The 17856-nt window shown below is 31.8% G+C and carries 12 protein-coding genes; 9 read left to right on the top strand and 3 right to left on the bottom strand.

Going from position 1 to position 17856, the window contains the following annotated elements; translation table 11 throughout:
• Window positions 1–302: 302 nt before the first annotated feature.
• Window positions 303–2321 (bottom strand): putative porin, encoded by a 2019-nt coding sequence (locus tag ICJ83_RS15845; RefSeq protein WP_223154816.1) that lies wholly within the window; start codon window positions 2319–2321, stop codon window positions 303–305.
• 419 nt (window positions 2322–2740) lie between these two features.
• On the opposite strand from ICJ83_RS15845, the gene ICJ83_RS15850 reads away from it, so the two are divergent.
• The 6 genes from ICJ83_RS15850 to ICJ83_RS15875 all read left to right on the top strand — a co-directional run bounded on the left by ICJ83_RS15850 (window position 2741) and on the right by ICJ83_RS15875 (window position 10687).
• Window positions 2741–3340 carry a ribonuclease HII gene (locus ICJ83_RS15850; protein WP_188231389.1) on the top strand — a complete coding sequence of 200 codons (600 nt, stop codon included), beginning with the start codon at window positions 2741–2743 and terminating at the stop codon, window positions 3338–3340.
• A 71-nt stretch (window positions 3341–3411) separates the two neighbouring features.
• Window positions 3412–5847: a ribonuclease HII gene (locus ICJ83_RS15855; RefSeq protein ID WP_188231390.1), complete on the top strand. Its 2436-nt coding sequence runs from the start codon at window positions 3412–3414 to the stop codon at window positions 5845–5847.
• 84 nt (window positions 5848–5931) lie between these two features.
• Complete coding sequence (locus ICJ83_RS15860) at window positions 5932–6981, top strand: nucleoid-associated protein (protein ID WP_188231391.1); 1050 nt, start codon at window positions 5932–5934, stop codon at window positions 6979–6981.
• A 418-nt stretch (window positions 6982–7399) separates the two neighbouring features.
• Window positions 7400–9271, top strand: coding sequence for a PAS domain-containing sensor histidine kinase (locus ICJ83_RS15865; RefSeq protein WP_188231392.1), 1872 nt, complete (start codon window positions 7400–7402; stop codon window positions 9269–9271).
• The gene (locus ICJ83_RS15870) at window positions 9258–9659 is read left to right on the top strand and encodes a response regulator (RefSeq protein ID WP_188231393.1); all 402 of its coding nucleotides are present in this window, start codon (window positions 9258–9260) and stop codon (window positions 9657–9659) included. The genes ICJ83_RS15865 and ICJ83_RS15870 overlap by 14 nt, the downstream gene beginning before the upstream one ends.
• A 53-nt stretch (window positions 9660–9712) precedes the next feature.
• Window positions 9713–10687 (top strand): bile acid:sodium symporter family protein, encoded by a 975-nt coding sequence (locus ICJ83_RS15875; RefSeq protein WP_188231394.1) that lies wholly within the window; start codon window positions 9713–9715, stop codon window positions 10685–10687.
• Here ICJ83_RS15875 and lipB read toward each other — a convergent pair.
• Both lipB and ICJ83_RS15885 read right to left on the bottom strand, forming a co-directional pair.
• Complete coding sequence (lipB, locus tag ICJ83_RS15880; protein WP_188231395.1) at window positions 10684–11382, bottom strand: lipoyl(octanoyl) transferase LipB; 699 nt, start codon at window positions 11380–11382, stop codon at window positions 10684–10686. The genes ICJ83_RS15875 and lipB overlap by 4 nt on opposite strands.
• 55 nt (window positions 11383–11437) lie before the next feature.
• Window positions 11438–11596 (bottom strand): YqaE/Pmp3 family membrane protein, encoded by a 159-nt coding sequence (locus ICJ83_RS15885; protein WP_188231396.1) that lies wholly within the window; start codon window positions 11594–11596, stop codon window positions 11438–11440.
• A gap of 208 nt (window positions 11597–11804) precedes the next feature.
• On the opposite strand from ICJ83_RS15885, the gene lysS reads away from it, so the two are divergent.
• From lysS to ICJ83_RS15900, 3 genes are all read left to right on the top strand, one after another.
• Window positions 11805–13502 (top strand): lysine--tRNA ligase, encoded by a 1698-nt coding sequence (gene lysS / locus ICJ83_RS15890; RefSeq protein ID WP_188231397.1) that lies wholly within the window; start codon window positions 11805–11807, stop codon window positions 13500–13502.
• Between the two features lie 261 nt (window positions 13503–13763).
• Window positions 13764–15023 carry an SEFIR domain-containing protein gene (locus ICJ83_RS15895; RefSeq protein WP_188231398.1) on the top strand — a complete coding sequence of 420 codons (1260 nt, stop codon included), beginning with the start codon at window positions 13764–13766 and terminating at the stop codon, window positions 15021–15023.
• Between the two features lie 490 nt (window positions 15024–15513).
• Window positions 15514–17589: a response regulator gene (locus ICJ83_RS15900; RefSeq protein ID WP_188231399.1), complete on the top strand. Its 2076-nt coding sequence runs from the start codon at window positions 15514–15516 to the stop codon at window positions 17587–17589.
• Window positions 17590–17856: the final 267 nt, after the last annotated feature.

The following is a 17856-nucleotide window of genomic DNA, read 5'->3' on the forward strand; positions in this document are numbered from 1 at the left end:
CTAGCAACATCGCCGCTAACGGGCTGCAAATATACCCCGCTTTTTCCTTACCAAACAAACTTTTTTTATCCTTTTTTATTCATTTTTACACTCTTCTCTTGTTGTCAATGAGTTACAATCCTTTTATTTTTATTTTCACTTAATAAACAGTCATGTTTTTTTACCAGACACTATAATATATTCTCAATATATTATAGGTATAACCTAATATTAGAATCATAACTGATAGAGCTCAAGAAGAAACGAACAAAGACTTCTATAAAACCCTAACTTGACCTAGAGCTTAAGATGAGGGGAACATTCTATAAAAAGAAATTCCAAACTACGCCAAAACGCACTGTAAAGTCCCTGTAAGGATTGTTTGGCGCAGAATAAAAATTATAACCTGTAAATGCTGAGTTAAAATGCTCGGCCTTAGCAAATATTCTGGTTTGACGAATTCTTAAATTAATAAAGAAATCTAATAATGGAAAATCGCCATATTCTTTTTGGTTTTGCACATAAAACTCTGCAATTAAAGGATTATATGCATTCATATAATATTTGGTAAAATATTTCATTGTAACTCCTGTTTGTAAAAACAAGGCTTTATCAAACATATGTGATGAGAAATAAAAAGTATTACGTGTTGTTAGCTGCGGCACATTTAGTACACCTTCGGTATTTTCATTTTGATATAATACAGTGTTGTTTAATGCGAACTTACCAAGCACAAACTCATTTTCGAACTTTACTCGTAGATAATTAATTGTTCCGCCAAATTGTTCCGGTCTTACCTGAAAGGTCGTTTCATCTTCCTTAAAATAAACATAGTCTGTTATGGTAGAATAATCGACGGTAATGTTAGCCAACTCCTTATAATTAATTTTAAATTGAAGCTGTTGCGTTTCTATATTACTAAAATTGTTTTGCCAGTTATAATTTATATAATCACTCTGATATAATAAAGTATTAAAATTTGGTGCTTTCGAACTATGATTAATACTTGCACTAGCAAAAACATCTTCTTTTAACTTAAAGGATGCTGTACCTTTTATATAATTCCCATCGAAATCACCTGAAATATTCAAACCAAGCTCTCCAGATAAATCGAATCCTTTATATTGTTTATGATATTTTCCTCCCGCCGCGAACACATCGCCCTTAAATCTATTGGTAATGGTTTGCCCATTTAAAACTACAACTTTATCATAACCATAATTAAAGTTAGTATTATTAATATTAAATTGAACATCACCTATTATATTGTTGCTATAATTTACATGCACTTGGTTGTAGAATCGCTCTAAGGTATTTCTATCTCTTAAATCTCTAGATCGAAATGCATCTCCAAAATAATTATTACTTGTTGATTGTGTATACTCATTATATTTATCTTCAAAAGATAAAATATGACCAATACTTAAATGATTTCTGGCTAACGAATCGTTTTTCTGAACTAAATTATAAGCATGATTTAAATAAAATCGTTTACCTACAAGCTTACTCCCAGCATCTTCAAAATTTACTTCAAAAATAGATCGGTCTAAATGATCTTCCTCTCCGGTTTCGAAAAACTCGATATTATCATCTCGAATACCGCCGTTTTCCTGGTTATAGATATCTTGTGAAACGATATGTGCTTTAGCAACATAACGCGCGTTTTTAGTTTGATAATTGGTTGTAAATCTAAAATTCCCTGTACTTGCTAATATATGCTGATACTTACCTAACGACCTTAACCCCTTGTAAGCAAGTGAAAAATTAAGTTGTGGCGAAGTATTTATGGAGAAAAAAGAATCTGCTAATTGCCCTTGCTCGAATGCGGTTTTAAAAAACAATTCGGTTAATGGCGTGGGCACACGATAATAGTAAATATCTTCAACTTCCATATAATTAAAATGCTTTCCTAAAGCGCCAAAGTCTGGCATTAACTTCGAATTTTGAAAATTATAAGTTAAACTATTATAGGTTTGTCCTAAATTAGAAAACGGCATGAGCCCAAAATTATCTTTTCTTAAATAATTAAACTTATATTCTTTTTTAATGGTTAATGAGGTATCGACGTACGTCGTATCATTATCATGTGAAATAATAAGGTAGTCCGTAATTTTCGCTAAATCTTTTGGCGATAATTTAGTAGAATCGGGCTCATCGGCAAATCCTAACTCACGACTAATTCTGCTTGGTCGTTCTTGAGCAAAAACAGCTAAGTCTAGGAAAAATAACAAGCAAACAGCAGCTACTTTAAATAAATATATGTGATTAGAATTATCTTGTTTATTTACCACCATTCGCATAAGCAACGTTTTTATACTTAACGCCGTTTTTGTTATACCCATTTGTATTATTCAATTTTTCGGAACAAAAGTAATTATTTGAACGTAAAGAGCGGATAATTATTTTAAATAAACAAAGCCAACATATCGATGCTGGCTTTGTTTTAAAATTATTCATCATCCTATTTTAATAATGAATGACTTAAAATATTTATTTGAGTTAGTCTTACACAAACATCACAATATTATCTTAAATAAACAAACAAAGCCATTAAAAATTTTCAAAACAAACCCATGTTTTCGATGAAATCATTCATGTATTATCAAAGAATCAAAAATTATGTTATGATATTCGCACCCAGAAGCAATATACCCCATAAATCAACAAACATTAAATTCATTCCACTTTTCATTAAGAAATTGGGTTTTTCATTAAAATAATGCTAATTATGCCTTAGATTTGACCTCATTTTATGCATAACATGTTATTACTTAATCATTCGGAATTTAATTTAGAATGCGGCACCGACGAAGCGGGCCGCGGGTGTCTTGCGGGTCCCGTTACAGCAGCAGCTGTAATTCTTCCTAAAAATTTTAAGAATACCATTTTAAACGATTCGAAAAAATTAAGTGAAAACAAACGGGACAAACTCAGGCCTATTGTTGAGGAAAACGCGCTAACCTTTGGAGTTTCACATATTTTTCAAGACGACATCGATCGTATAAATATTTTAAACGCTTCAATTCTTGCCATGCATAAATCTATTGAACAACTTTCGAAAACCCCTGAATTTATTATAGTTGATGGAAATAGATTTAAACCTTTTCAAAACATTCCTTATGAAACCATTATTAAAGGGGACGGTAAATATTTAAGCATAGCTGCCGCCTCAATTTTAGCAAAAACCTATCGGGATGACTATATGAACAAAATTCATGAAGAATTCCCCATGTACAATTGGAAAAAAAACAAAGGATACCCAACAGTAGAACATCGAGAAGCCATAAAAAAATACGGCGTAACAAAGTACCACAGAAAATCGTTTAAACTATTACCAGACCAATTAAAATTAGATTTATAAGTGATGATATTACCTGCAATATATATTCTATCAAATGAAAAATATGTAGGTTTGTATAAATTAACCCATGTATGAGATTATTTAGTTTTTCGCTGCTTCTTTGCCTTATTTTAAGTTGCTCAAATACAAATACCAATCGATCAAAACCTCTAGATTACATTCCTGAAAATACTTCAGTGATATTAAAAACTTCGAATACTGAAAATTTAAAAAGTAGCATCCTAAATAGCGATTTGGTTCAAACATTCTCAAAAACAAAAAGCTACACGCATTTATCAGAAAATTTAGAATACCTAAAGCTTTTAAAACCCCAAGAAGACCTACTTATTTGTATTTCAAAATCAGACTCTAACAGCACCCACATTACTGCCATTACCAAATATCACGAACATGTAATAAAGAGTGATTCAGTGGTTAAATATACAATAACCAATGTTAAGGAAAACGATAAAACCTTTAAGCAAATTACATTCAACAACAAAACTTATTATAGTGCAGTTATAGACAGCATACTTTTCACGTCGACTTCAAAATCAATAGTAAACAAAGCTTTTGAAAATAAAAAAGCTATAAATTCAGATTTAGAAAAAATATACAAAACGACCAGCAATGATCGCACCGTATCCGTTTTAGCAAAAGCAGACAATCCGTTTTTAAAATCGTTTTTTATTGAAGACAGCCTAAGCTTTAAAACATTGACTAATTATATAGCTTTGGATATAGACATCAGTCAAAATGAAACCTATATTAACGGAATAACCAAAGCTACCGATTCTACAAAAAGTTTAATTAATATTTTTAAAAATACCATTCCGCAAGACAATCAAACAGCAAACATAACACCGTCTAATTCTGATGGATTTTTAAGTTTTACTTTTAGTCATTTTGAAAACCTAAAAACAAATCTATTAGCCTATAAAAAACAAGATTCTCTTACCGAAAACACCGAAATTTTCGATAATATTATTGAAATTGGCGTTATATACCAAGACAATGATCGCGCTGTAGCACTAAACTCTGTTGATGTTATCGCTACCGAAGATGCTTTGATTAGCGAACAAAACACAGTAGACACTTTTAGAGAAATTGAAATTTTTAGTTTTAGTAAGCCAGACCTATTTAGTAATACTTTTTCACCAATTATCACCTTTAATAAGGCTACTAAATATTGTATTTTGAATAACTTTTTTGTGTTTGCCGATAATATTGAATTGCTTCAAAGTATTATAACCAATTATCAAAATAAAACCACATTAAGTGAACGCGACGTTTTTGTACAAACAAAAGAACAATTAACCGATGCTGCTTCGTTAATGGTCGTGACCAATCCTTCTTCCTTAAAGCAAATTGTTTCTAAAAATTTTAACGAAGACTTAAACGTAAATCTAGACGATTACCCTATTTCGTCGCTTCAATTTATTTATGATCGGGATTTTGCCCACATAAATGGCGTTATTAAAAAAGGAAAAGCTAAAGCTGCAGTTAATGCAGTATCAGAAGAATTAAATATTAAGCTGGATAACGACCTATTAACAAATCCGCAATTCGTAACGAATCATATAACTCGCGAAAAAGAAATTGTGGTTCAGGATGTAAAAAACAATTTATACCTCATCTCGAACAAAGGTAAAATTTTATGGAAAAAGGAATTGCAAGGCCCCGTTTTAGGCACAATTGAACAGATTGACATTTATTCTAACGGAAGACTTCAGTTAACTTTTGCTACTCCAAATCGGGTTTATGTTATTGACCGAAATGGAAAAGACGTCCGCCCATTCCCAATGAAATTTAGCGATAAAATAACCCAACCTTTAGCAGTATTTGATTACGACAAAAACAAAAAATACAGACTTTTAGTTACCCAAGGCAAAAATGTTTTAATGTACAATGATGAGGCTAAAATAGTTAAAGGGTTTACTTTTAAATCGGCGAAAAACACCATAATTACAACGCCTAAACATATTCGAATAGGTTCAAAAGACTATATAGTAATAAAAACAGTCGACAAACTTTATATTTTAGACAGGACTGGCCGAACTCGGGTTACCCCAAAAACAGATTATAAATATGCCGAAACACCAGTGTTTTTATATAACAGCAAATTTATTACCACAGGTGTAAATGGGCATTTAATTTCAGTGGACACCAAGGGCAACGTCGCTTCTCAGGATTTAAATCTGTCGGAAAAACACGCCATTACAACTTCAACGAAATCATTGGTTGCCCAAAGTGATAATACATTAACCATAAAAGGCAAGACCATTGAAATAGATTATGGAAATTATACTGCCCCAGAATTCTTTTACTTAAAAGACAAGATTTATGTTTCTATAACCGATTTGCAAACCCATAAGGCGTACCTATATGATAGTCAAGCGAAATTGTTACCCAATTTTCCGGTTTATGCAAACTCACCCATACAGTTGGACAACATTAACAAAGATTCAAATTTAGAATTTGTTGCTAAAGGAGAAAGTAATTCTATATTACTATATCAATTGAATTAATATCAGGGCTTTTTTCTTTTTTTACAAAAAACTATTTTTAAGTCGAAGAAGTTTCTATAGTATTGCATCATTAATATTTACAACATGATTTCAAGAAAAAACGCGTCCATTTCAAAATTCATCATCCATAAAGTTGGTAATAAATTCAACAGCACAAAAAATGCATTTTCAGAAAAATTAGTTGAGTTTGACGAAGCCAGCTACGAATTAATGCTACCGTTTTTACTTCGCCCCTTTGGAACCGTGGTACAAAGCTACCGGTTTAATCATCACGCCAATGTGAATTTAAATGAAATCAATTCTTATTCGGCACAAATTTTTAATGACGACGATGCTTTTATTGAAGTTTCAAAACATATTGTTACACATTTATTTGAACAATCTACATCTGCAAATATTAAAACCGGAGATGTTTTAGTTGTCATGTTTGAAGGCATAGAGTTTAATGATATAACCACCAATGCCCTCGGAATATTTAAAATTGAAAACAAAGTTAATTTCTTCCAGACCTTTTTAGAGAATAACAGTTACGATGTTCTGGTGCAAAAAGGAATAAGTAGTAAAAAAGTAGATAAAGGTTGTTTAATTTTAAATCAGTCGGATACCGAAGGAAATATTATTTTGTCTGTAGACAACAACAATTACGACGCCCAATACTGGATTAATCAGTTTTTAAATATTAAATATGCCGATGATTCGAATAACCACACACAGCAGTATATCGAATTATGTAAAGATTTCTCTGAAGAGATTTTAAAATCTACTTATGGTGCCCAGGAAAAAAATGCGTTTTTAGCAAAATCTATCGATTTCTTTAAGGAAAATGAAGTTGTAAATGTTGAACGTTTTAAAGAAGAATTATTTGAAGAAGATAAGCACAAATCCATGTTTGACGATTACAAAAAAACCTTTGAAAGCGAACAGAATTTAGTACTTAGAAATCAGTTTGACGTTTCCGAACGTGTAGTAAATAAAGAGAAAAAGAAAATAAAAACCGACATAAAACTCGACACTCATTTTTCAATTAAAGTAGATATTGATGCACCCGATGCTACAGTAGATTACTTAGAGCGCGGTTACGATGAAGAGAAAAAAATGCACTACTACAAGGTATTTTTTAATGCAGAAAACTAAATTCTAACCGAGTTTCGGATTTTAATAATTATTTACAACTAAACAATTATAAGTATCTAATATTTTAAAATAGTATCATAACAAAAAGGTTTTCTACATTCCCTTAAAAAAATATCCGAAACCCAAAAAAATATATTGAAATTCTCTGAAAAGCCTTATCTTAGTTACTCTAAGGTTTACAACCTTTGTACTGATCAATAAGATTAAATAAACTATTGTATTTCTATAGACTCTAAAAATACTCTCCTAACTTAATATTTAGAGTTTAAGAAATAAGAAGCAAATATTCTTAAATAAAAATGAATTAAATGGGTTTTAAGAAAATAGCAATGTCGTTTTTCAGGTCATTTATTTTGTAAGATAGTATAAAATAAATCCAGTTACGTTGAAACCCCGAAATAAACCATCCTAAAGCTATATGAATTATTTAGAGAAAGAGCTTAATAACTTAATACAAATCGACTCCAATATATTCCATTTTATACAGAACAACTCTTTGGATGGTATGTGGTATTGGGATTTAGAAAGTCCGGAACACGAATGGATGAACGAAAAATTCTGGGAAACTTTAGGGTACGACCCCAAGGACATGCCGCATACACCTTCGGCATGGCAGGATATTATTAATCCTGATGATTTGGAGATCGCTAAAACTAACATGTACAAACATTTAAAAGACCCAAACTATCCCTACGATCAAATTGTTAGGTATACCCATAAACAAGGAAGAATCATTTGGATACGTTGTAAAGGCCTGGCCATTCGAGATAAAGATGGTAAACCAATACGTATGTTAGGTTCTCATATAGATGTGACAAGTTTAAAGGAAAACGAAGAATATTTACAACATTGTAATAAAGAAGCTAATATTGGCTATTGGGAAGTAGATGTAAATACAAAAAAAATAACCTGGAGTGACCATACGAGAAAAATACATGGCGTCGATAACAATTTCGAACCTAATATCGATACTGCCATAGCATTTTACAAAAAAGGGAAACATAGGGATAGAATTACAACTTTGGTTGAAAATGCCATGAATAATGGCGAACGTTTTACCGAGGAACTTAAAATTATTACAGCTCATGGCGAAGAAAAATGGATTAAGGTACTAGGAATTCCTGAAAGAACCAATAATAGCTTTAGCCGCATTTACGGTACCATTCAGGATATTCAAAAACGAAAAGAATCTGAAATTCAACTACAACGTAGCGAACAAGCCTTTAGAGGTAATTTTGAAAACTCTGCAATAGGCATGGCCATTCTCAATACCGAAGGCCAATGGTTAAAAGTTAATAAGGCGCTATGCGACATTATTGGTTACACCGAAGAAGAACTAAAAAAGTTAACCTTTCAAGATATTACCCACCCCGATGATTTAGATCTGGATTTAGCTTTACTCCAAGAAGTAATTGATGGAAAGCGGGACCATTACCACATGGAAAAACGATACTTCCATAAAAACAGAAAAATTGTGTATATCCAATTGTCTGTTTCTGTGGTTAGAAAAAACAATAAAGAAGTATTGCATTTCATTTCTCAAATAACTGATATTACACAATTAAAAAAGCAAGAGCAACAATTAAAAAAAATCATTTCTATTACTCAAGATCAAAATGAGCGTTTAAAAAACTTTGCTCATATCGTATCCCACAATTTGCGTTCACACTCTTCGGGAATTTCGGCTCTATTAGAAATCCTTAAGGAAGAGAATCCGGACTACTTCCAAAATGAAATGATAAAATTACTGGAATTGTCTTCAAATAATTTACTTGAAACAATTGAAGACTTATCTGAAATAGTTAAAATTAATTTATCATCAGAGGACAGTCTTATTAAAATAGCTTTAAAGCCTGTAATCAACAGTCAAATAAGCGCCATTAAGGCACTTGCCGAAAAAAACAATATTACTATTAATAACACGGTATCCGAAGATTTAAGCGTTTATGCTATAAAAGCTTACCTAGAAAGCATTGTACTAAATTTTATTACAAACGCCATAAAATATAGTTCGAAAGACCGGGACAGTTATTTAAATATTTCAGCAGAAAAAAACAAAAACTTCACCATAATAACTTTTGAAGACAATGGTCTTGGAATTAACTTAGACCAACACAAAAACAAACTTTTTGGAATGTACAAAACCTTCCATAAAAACCCCGATGCAAAAGGTATAGGCCTATTTATAACTAAAAACCAAGTTGAAGCTTTAGGTGGTAAAATTGATGTGTTTAGTGAAGTTAACAAAGGTTCCACATTTAAAGTCTACTTGAAACATGAAAAAAATTAACCTTGCCTGCATTATAGAAGACGATCCTACCCATGTATATATTACAAAACGTATTATAACATTATCAGGATTGGTCGAATCTTTATTAATCTGCCCAAACGGAAAAGATGCTTTTATTAAATTAAAAGCCATTATTGAAAATGGCAAACCTTTGCCTGAACTCATTTTATTAGATTTAAACATGCCTGTTTGGGATGGTTGGCAATTTTTAGATGCTTTTAAAACCATTAACACCAATCAAAAATTACACATCTATATTTTAACCAGTTCGAATAACGATGAAGACCGGCAACGTGCAGAAGCCTATAATATAAACAGTAATTACATCGTTAAACCCATAACACTAACTAAACTAAAAGACGTGCTAACTTCAATAAGTGAATTTTAGTTCGTCTATTACGCCTATTTTAGGATATAAAAGTTAAACTTCATCATAATACAATGTTTCGTAAGCTCGATTGGTTTGTTCCCGCAATTATTATAACTGTAGCCCTTGCCTATTTTATTCCTGAATGGGGAACCCCACAAAGTCCAATTCCATTGGACATAATTACGGGTATAGGTGTATCACTTATATTCTTTTTTTACGGACTAAAATTAAGTCCAAATAAAATAAAACAAGACCTTAAAAACTGGAAGCTTCACATTCTCATTCAGGCTTCTACGTTTATTGTTTTTCCAGTTCTTATATTATTGTTTAAAGGATTTTTTAACGACAAAGAAGGACAAATAATCTGGATGTCATTTTTGTTTTTAGGCGCCCTACCGTCTACAGTATCTTCATCGGTAGTTATGGTCTCATTAGCCAAAGGAAATATCCCTGCTGCTATTTTTAATGCAAGTATTTCAGGATTAATTGGTATTCTAATTACACCGTTATGGATGGAATTATTTACGAATTTTTCTGCTACGAATTTCAATTTAATGGAAATATACGTCAAACTTATTGTTGAAATTCTTTTGCCCGTATTACTAGGCATCCTTCTTCAAAAGTTTGGGGGTAAATTAGCTCAGAAATACAAAAACCAATTAACTATATTTGACAAATCCATCATATTGTTGATTATCTACAAAAGCTTTGCGCGGTCGTTTCAACAAAATATATTTAGCGCTATTAACCTTCTTGATTTATCATTGGTATTTCTAGCAATCATTTTGTTATTTACCTTGGTTTATTTTATCATTGGAGCATTTTCAAATTTGTTAGGATTTTCAAAGTCTGATACAATTACAGCGCAATTCTGCGGCACGAAAAAATCACTAGTACACGGCACAGTGTTTTCAAAAATATTATTTCCAAGCACAGCACCTTTAGGTTTAATATTACTCCCCGTTATGTTATTTCATGCCACCCAGATTTTTATTATCAGTATAATTGCGACAAAATTAAGCAAGAATAATATTGAAAAGATTTAAATAAACTCAGCTTCAAACAAAGTTTTAAAATGTGTTAATAGTTTATTTTTAATTTCGGTTTCATCAACATGATCAACGCCAAGCTCTACGTTTAACGAAGTAACCGCTTTACCTCGAATACCACACGGAATAATATTATCGAAATAACCCAAATCGGCATTCACATTTAAAGCAAACCCATGCATAGTTACCCATCGGCTTGCCCGAACTCCCATAGCACAAATTTTACGCGCAAAAGGGGTTCCTACATCCAACCAAACGCCAGTTTCACCATCACTGCGTTGCGCCTTCAAACCATAATCGGCTAGTGTTAGAATTATCATTTCTTCTAAGAAACGGAGGTATTTATGAATATCGGTAAAAAAGTTATCCAAATCTAAAATTGGATATCCAACAATTTGGCCAGGCCCATGATAAGTGATGTCGCCTCCCCTATTTATTTTATAAAATGTGGCTCCTTTTTTTTGAAGCTCCTCTTCACTTAACAGCAAATTTGAAAAATCACCGCTTTTACCTAACGTATATACATGCGGATGTTCTACAAATAGAAAATAATTATTTGTTGCCAACTGGGTATTATCTCTTCTGTTTTTTATTTTAGAATCGACAATCCCTTTAAATAAAGCTTCCTGATAATCCCAAGTTTCTTTATAATCCTTTTTACCTAAATCTTCTAGTTGTATACACTTATTCATAGCATGCAAAATTATAACAAATCGAATAATTGTTAACTAACTATAGTAAGTTTAACTAGTTTTTGGGATTATTAATGATTATTAAGGCGGCGATAACACCAGGAATCCATCCCAAACAGGTTAAAATAAAGACAATTAAAATTGAGCCACAGCCTTTATCTAAAACAGCCAGTGGTGGAAATAAAATAGAAAGCAAAACCCTCCAGAAACTCATGATTTAAATGTTATTGATTGATATGACTCATTTGACGCAAAACTAATTATTTTGTTACAAATTGCGTTAGCAATTGCAGCAAACTACCATGTAGTGCGAAAAGCGCGACCCTTGGGTAACGCCAAAATTTCATAAATGTTTAGGTATGCTACATGAGCGAGAATGTTTATCTTTGTGCCTTTAAAAATTATACTCAGCATTTAAGAATATGTCGCAATTATCAGAGCAAGAACTTGTACGTAGAGAAAAATTAGTAAAACTGCGCCAATTAGGCGTAAATCCGTACCCTGCAGATTTATATCCTGTTACCCACACGTCGAAACAGATAAAAGAGCATTTTGAAGCTGACAAGAAAGTGGTTATTGCTGGTCGTTTAATGATGATTAAAGTACAGGGTAAAGCCAGTTTTGCCGAATTACAAGATGCCGAAGGTAAAATTCAGGTGTATTTTAACCGCGATGAAATTTGTCCGGGAGATGACAAAGAAAAATACAACGAAGTATTTAAAAAACTAATAGACTTCGGTGATTTTGTAGGTATTGAAGGCGAACTTTTTACTACTAAAGTAGGTGAAAAAACGGTTAAGGTAAAAGATTTTACCTTACTAAGTAAAGCCTTAAAACCATTACCGCTACCAAAAGAAAAAGATGGTAAAGTATACGACGCTTTTAAAGATCCTGAGCAACGTTACAGACAACGCTATGCCGATTTAGTGGTAAATCCGCATGTAAAGAACATTTTTATTAAGCGTACAAAATTATTCAATGCCATGCGCTCATTTTTTAACGACGCTGGTTATTTTGAGGTAGAAACACCTGTACTGCAATCTATTCCTGGAGGCGCTGCTGCAAGACCGTTTGTAACACATCATAACGCTCTGGACATTCCTTTATACATGCGAATTGCTAACGAACTATATTTAAAACGCTTAATTGTTGGAGGTTTTGATGGTGTCTATGAATTCTCAAAAAACTTCCGAAACGAAGGGATGGATAGAACGCACAACCCTGAGTTTACAGCCATGGAAATTTATGTATCCTATAAAGATTACAACTGGATGATGGATTTCTGTGAACGCTTACTAGAACATTGCGCCATAGCCGTTAATGGTTCTACAAAAGCTAAATTTGGTAAGCACGACATCGATTTTAAAGCACCTTATGCCAGAGTTACTATGGCAGATTCTATAAAAGAATTTACAGGTTTTGATATTACTGGTAAAACCGAAGCCGAAATTCGTGCTGCTGCCGAAGGCATGGGTATTGAAGTTGATGACACCATGGGTAAAGGTAAATTAATAGATGAAATTTTTGGTGAAAAATGTGAAGGCAACTATATACAACCTACTTTCATTACCGATTATCCGAAAGAAATGAGTCCGTTATGTAAAGAACACCGCGACAACCCAGATTTAACAGAGCGTTTCGAGTTAATGGTTTGCGGAAAAGAAATTGCCAATGCATACTCCGAATTAAATGACCCCATTGATCAACGTGAGCGATTTGAACACCAAATGGAATTGGCTAAAAAAGGAGACGATGAAGCAAATGGTGTTATAGACTACGATTTCCTGCGTGCCTTAGAGTACGGTATGCCTCCAACATCGGGAATGGGTATAGGTATGGACCGTTTAATTATGTTTCTAACCAATAACCAATCTATCCAAGAGGTGCTGTTCTTCCCGCAAATGAGACCAGAGAAAAAGACTGTGGCATTAAGCGATAATGAGAAAGCAATTTTCGAAATTTTAAAAGCCAAAAAGAGCCTTCCTTTAAATGTTCTAAAATCGGAAAGCGGATTGAGTAACAAAGCCTGGGATAAAGGCATTAAAGCCTTAACGAAGCACAAGTTAGCGAATGTGATTAAAACCGATAGCGATTTAATTGTTGAGCTAATTATTTCATAAAACTATCTTATATAAAACATATTTTCAAAAAGGATTTACTCTAGGGTGAATCCTTTTTTGTTTGCAGATGATAGCAGATGATAGTCCCTTTTTGGTCACGAAATGGTCACTTTTAATATTACACTAATTAGTTATGAGCCAATCAAGACAGGATAGGAATTTTCTTTATATTTGAAAAGGATGAATATTATGTATATAAACACAATTGTGTTTATGCAATTGTTCCAGTAATTTGAACAAAACCCAAAACACAAGATAAAATTGAAAAAAGAAGACGTCCAAAATAAAGAAGATTATGTGAATTTTATTTTGTTAGAACTCTATAAAAAAGTACATCCAGTCGATTTTGGGAATTTCTTTATGGAACTTATGCCAGCAAGTGGGATTGACAATTTTAGAGATTTATTGGACGAATTGCACGAAAATAAGTTAGTAACCAAAAAATCAGAACCTAACGGACACGTTCCTGGAATGCCTCATTTAGTAAAAATGGATTTGAGGTATAGCATAAGTTTAAAAGAAATTGAACATTTAAAAAAACAAAACATTATAGAGAACAAAAAAATGGAATTAAAAGATGTTTTTGTAACATACAGTTGGGATGATGAGCAACATAATGATAAAGTCATTTCTTTTACAAATTTTTTAAGAGACAAAGGTTTTGAAGCAGAAGTTGACAAGCTAATGTCTCAAAGAGAGTCTGCAACAAATTTCAATAAAATGATGCACCAAGCAATGACAGATTATAAAAAAGTCATTGTGGTATTGTCAAAAGGTTATAAAGAAAAAGCAACAGCATTTAAAGGTGGCGTGGGAAATGAATATAATCTAATCATTAAAGATATTGAGCAATCCAACAATAAGTATATTTTAGTTTCATTTGACAAAATATCTGATGATATTACGCCTTTATTCTTTAAAGGTAGACACATTATTGATTTGTCAATCAAAGAAAATATGAACGAATTATTCTCAAAATTAATGGATGAGGAAATAATCGAATTTTCAGAGGTTGGTAAAAATAAACCTCAAATAGCTAAAAAGGTTATTCCACCATTTGAAGCCCAAGAAAAAAATGTACAGATTATTGATTTAATTCCGAGATTCGATTTAGCGAGCCAATTCGCAAATTTATTGACCAAAATCGAATATGAATTGAGTGTTGAACTCAAAAATGAAACTGATGAAATTTTTGAGGATTACAATTTAGAAATTCATTATCCTCAAAACTCAACAGAATATGATGTTGATGGAAAAATAGAGAACAATTATAAAATTGTAACATATGAGGACAATCCTAAAATTTTTCCTAAACAATCAAAAAGTGTTCAGTTACACAGAATATTAATAAGAAATTATACTGCAGAAGAAATTTTAGGAAATAATTTAATTGTTAAAGTGTTTTCTAAAAACGGAGTGGTAGAAAAAGAATTTAATTTATCCGAAGTTTTGAAATTCAACTCAAATTATGGGAATGAGAATTTAACAATTGACAAATTTCACGATAAGAACTATAGATAAAAAACTACTGGCAACAATGTATATAAAAAAATAGGCGGGAAAGTAATAAATTCAGGGTTTTTGGCTCGTATCAAGCTCTGTGTTTAACCTAAAGTTTCATGCTTCGAAATCGCCTACTTTTCATATACTAACCTTGGCATTCATTGAACATAAACTTTCCTGAAATAGGTTGACTAAAAATTAAACCATTTTGTTAATATTCTTACAAAATAAAAGTATTTTATATTAGTTTTAATTAACATGAACTTCGAATTATGAAAAAACAATTATTACTTTATTACTTTGCAATTTTTTACACAAACCTATTCTCTCATCTTTATGTCCAGTCTAATATAGGAAGTCCACATAAATGCTTTCCAAAAAATAACATGACCCCATAAAGTGTCGATTAAAACCGACAGCAATTTAATTGTTGAGATTATTTCTTAAAACTTTCTTATATTAGGGTTAACATTTAACCAAACCTATTAACCCTAAAACTGATAACAGCATGATTAAAACAAACAGATTTGATCTAGTGATTGCTGCTACCAGTTTTTTTATACTTACCTTTTTAATTACATCTCTCTATTTTATATCTAAAGACAATTATAATGCTATAATTGAAGAAGACATTAGGGAAAATGGCGAATTTTTAGCCAAAGAGTTCGAAAATATTATCCGGCTCGACATCTCACGTCTTGAAAACTTAAAAAGCCGTTTAGAATATACCAATGGTGAATATTTTTCTAATTGGGAACACGATGCCGAATTACTTTTAAAACAAAACCCTTCATTTAAATTTATAGAGTGGATCGACTCCACAATGACGATTAGAAAAATTAACCCCTTAAAAGGAAATGAAAAAGTATTAAATTTCGACCTCTCCAGATTAGATTATAGAAACAAAGAGTGGCATAAACATGCCAAAAACAAACTCACTAATGTGACCTCCTGGGTAGAACTAACGCAATCCGGGCATGCCATTCTTGTCGATGCACCTGTTTATTTTAACAACAAATTTCAAGGAACAATTACAGCCGGAATGAATTTTAAAACGAATTTCGACCGGATAGTAAACTACCTTGAAGATAAATATGCTATAAAATTTTATGACGATAAAGGTTCGCTGTTTTATACCTTAAACGAACCCATTATTCTTGAGGACCATAATGAATTAGCTTATAAAAAAAATATCTTAATTGATGAAGGAGACAACCAATCATGGCAACTAGAAATTTATCCTTCAAAAAACTTTTTAATGCATGAAGGGCATATTCTTTTAAATATCGCTTTAATCATTGGGTTGTTTTTAGCTCTTATTTTATCCTCTCTCATATTTTTCTACTTGCGTGCTGTGAAAAACAGCAAAATAGTAACGGAATCTAATACCAGATTAACAAAACTAAATGAAGTACTCAAACAAGAAACCGAAAGAGCAAATAAAGCCTCACAGGCTAAAACCGAGTTTCTTTCTAACATGAGTCATGAAATTCGAACACCACTACATGCCATTATCGGATTTATTGAATTACTAAAAAATGCAAATCTAAACGCCGAACATAAGGAATACTTGAGTTTCATGGATAAATCGTCTGGTAATCTATTAAATTTAGTAAACGATATTCTGGATTTTAATAAAATAGAATCTGGCCATATTCAACTGGAGGAAATCAAATTTACCCCACTCAACAAGGTAAAGGAAGTATTAAAGGTGAATGATTTTCAGTTTACTAAAAAAAACCTCTATTTGAACACTATCTATAATGGCGAACCAGGAATACAAGTTGTAGGTGATATTAACAAATTTATCCAGGTAGTTAATAATCTTATCAAAAATGCATATAAATTCACAAATGAAGGCGGCGTTACTGTAGGGTATTGCGAGTCGGTAATTGGCGAACAACTCAAAGTTATTATTAACGTTTTAGATACTGGAATAGGCATTCCTAAAGACAAAATAAATAGTATTTTCAATCAATTTACGCAATTAGAAAACAGTATCGTTAAACATTATGAAGGTAGTGGCCTTGGATTAACTATTAGCAAAAATCTGGCAGCCCTTATGGGAGGCGACATTACAGTGGAAAGCGAAGAAGGAAAAGGAAGTAAATTTACCGCATCTTTTCTTTTTAATATTGCTGAAAAGCAAAACACCGATAAGGATGCAAATATAAATAAGGTTTTAAACGTTGCATTAAATAATGTTTTAATTGTTGATGACAACAAACTTAATATTGTAGTCCTTAAAAAGTTTTTGAAAGAATTTGATATCAATCCTGATGTTGTTTACAATGGTCAAGCCGCAGTAGATAGCGCTACACAAAAAAAATATCAACTTATTTTTATGGATATCCACATGCCTGTAATGGATGGATGGGAAGCGACAAAACTGATAAGAGAAAACGATAAAGAGGTTATTATTTTTGGATTATCAGCTAATGTAACAACACAAGCTATTAATCAAGGGATAGAAAATGGTATGAACAATTACTTAACTAAACCGTTCAAAAAAGATATGCTTTACAAACTTCTTTTATTTTACTTTGGGAAAACCGAACCACATAATAAAAAAGCCCAGCAATAAACTATTACTGGGCTTTCACAAACTAACCAACTAAACTTAATTTATTAACTAACTAATAACTTCAATATTAAAAAATATGAATTTTTAATTTATGAGCATTACTTGTTTCAAATAAACTACGATGCAAAGGTTGGTAATTATTTCCGATTACTAAATTTATTTAGAAATGTTTAACACCGAAAACTTAAATTTTAAATCTTATTTAAGACAAAGGTTTTAAACTGTTAATTTTTTTAAGAATAATTCATAAATAACCACTCAAAAAAG

It is taken from the genome of Aestuariibaculum sediminum (assembly GCF_014596945.1).
GTDB lineage: Bacteria > Bacteroidota > Bacteroidia > Flavobacteriales > Flavobacteriaceae > Aestuariibaculum > Aestuariibaculum sediminum.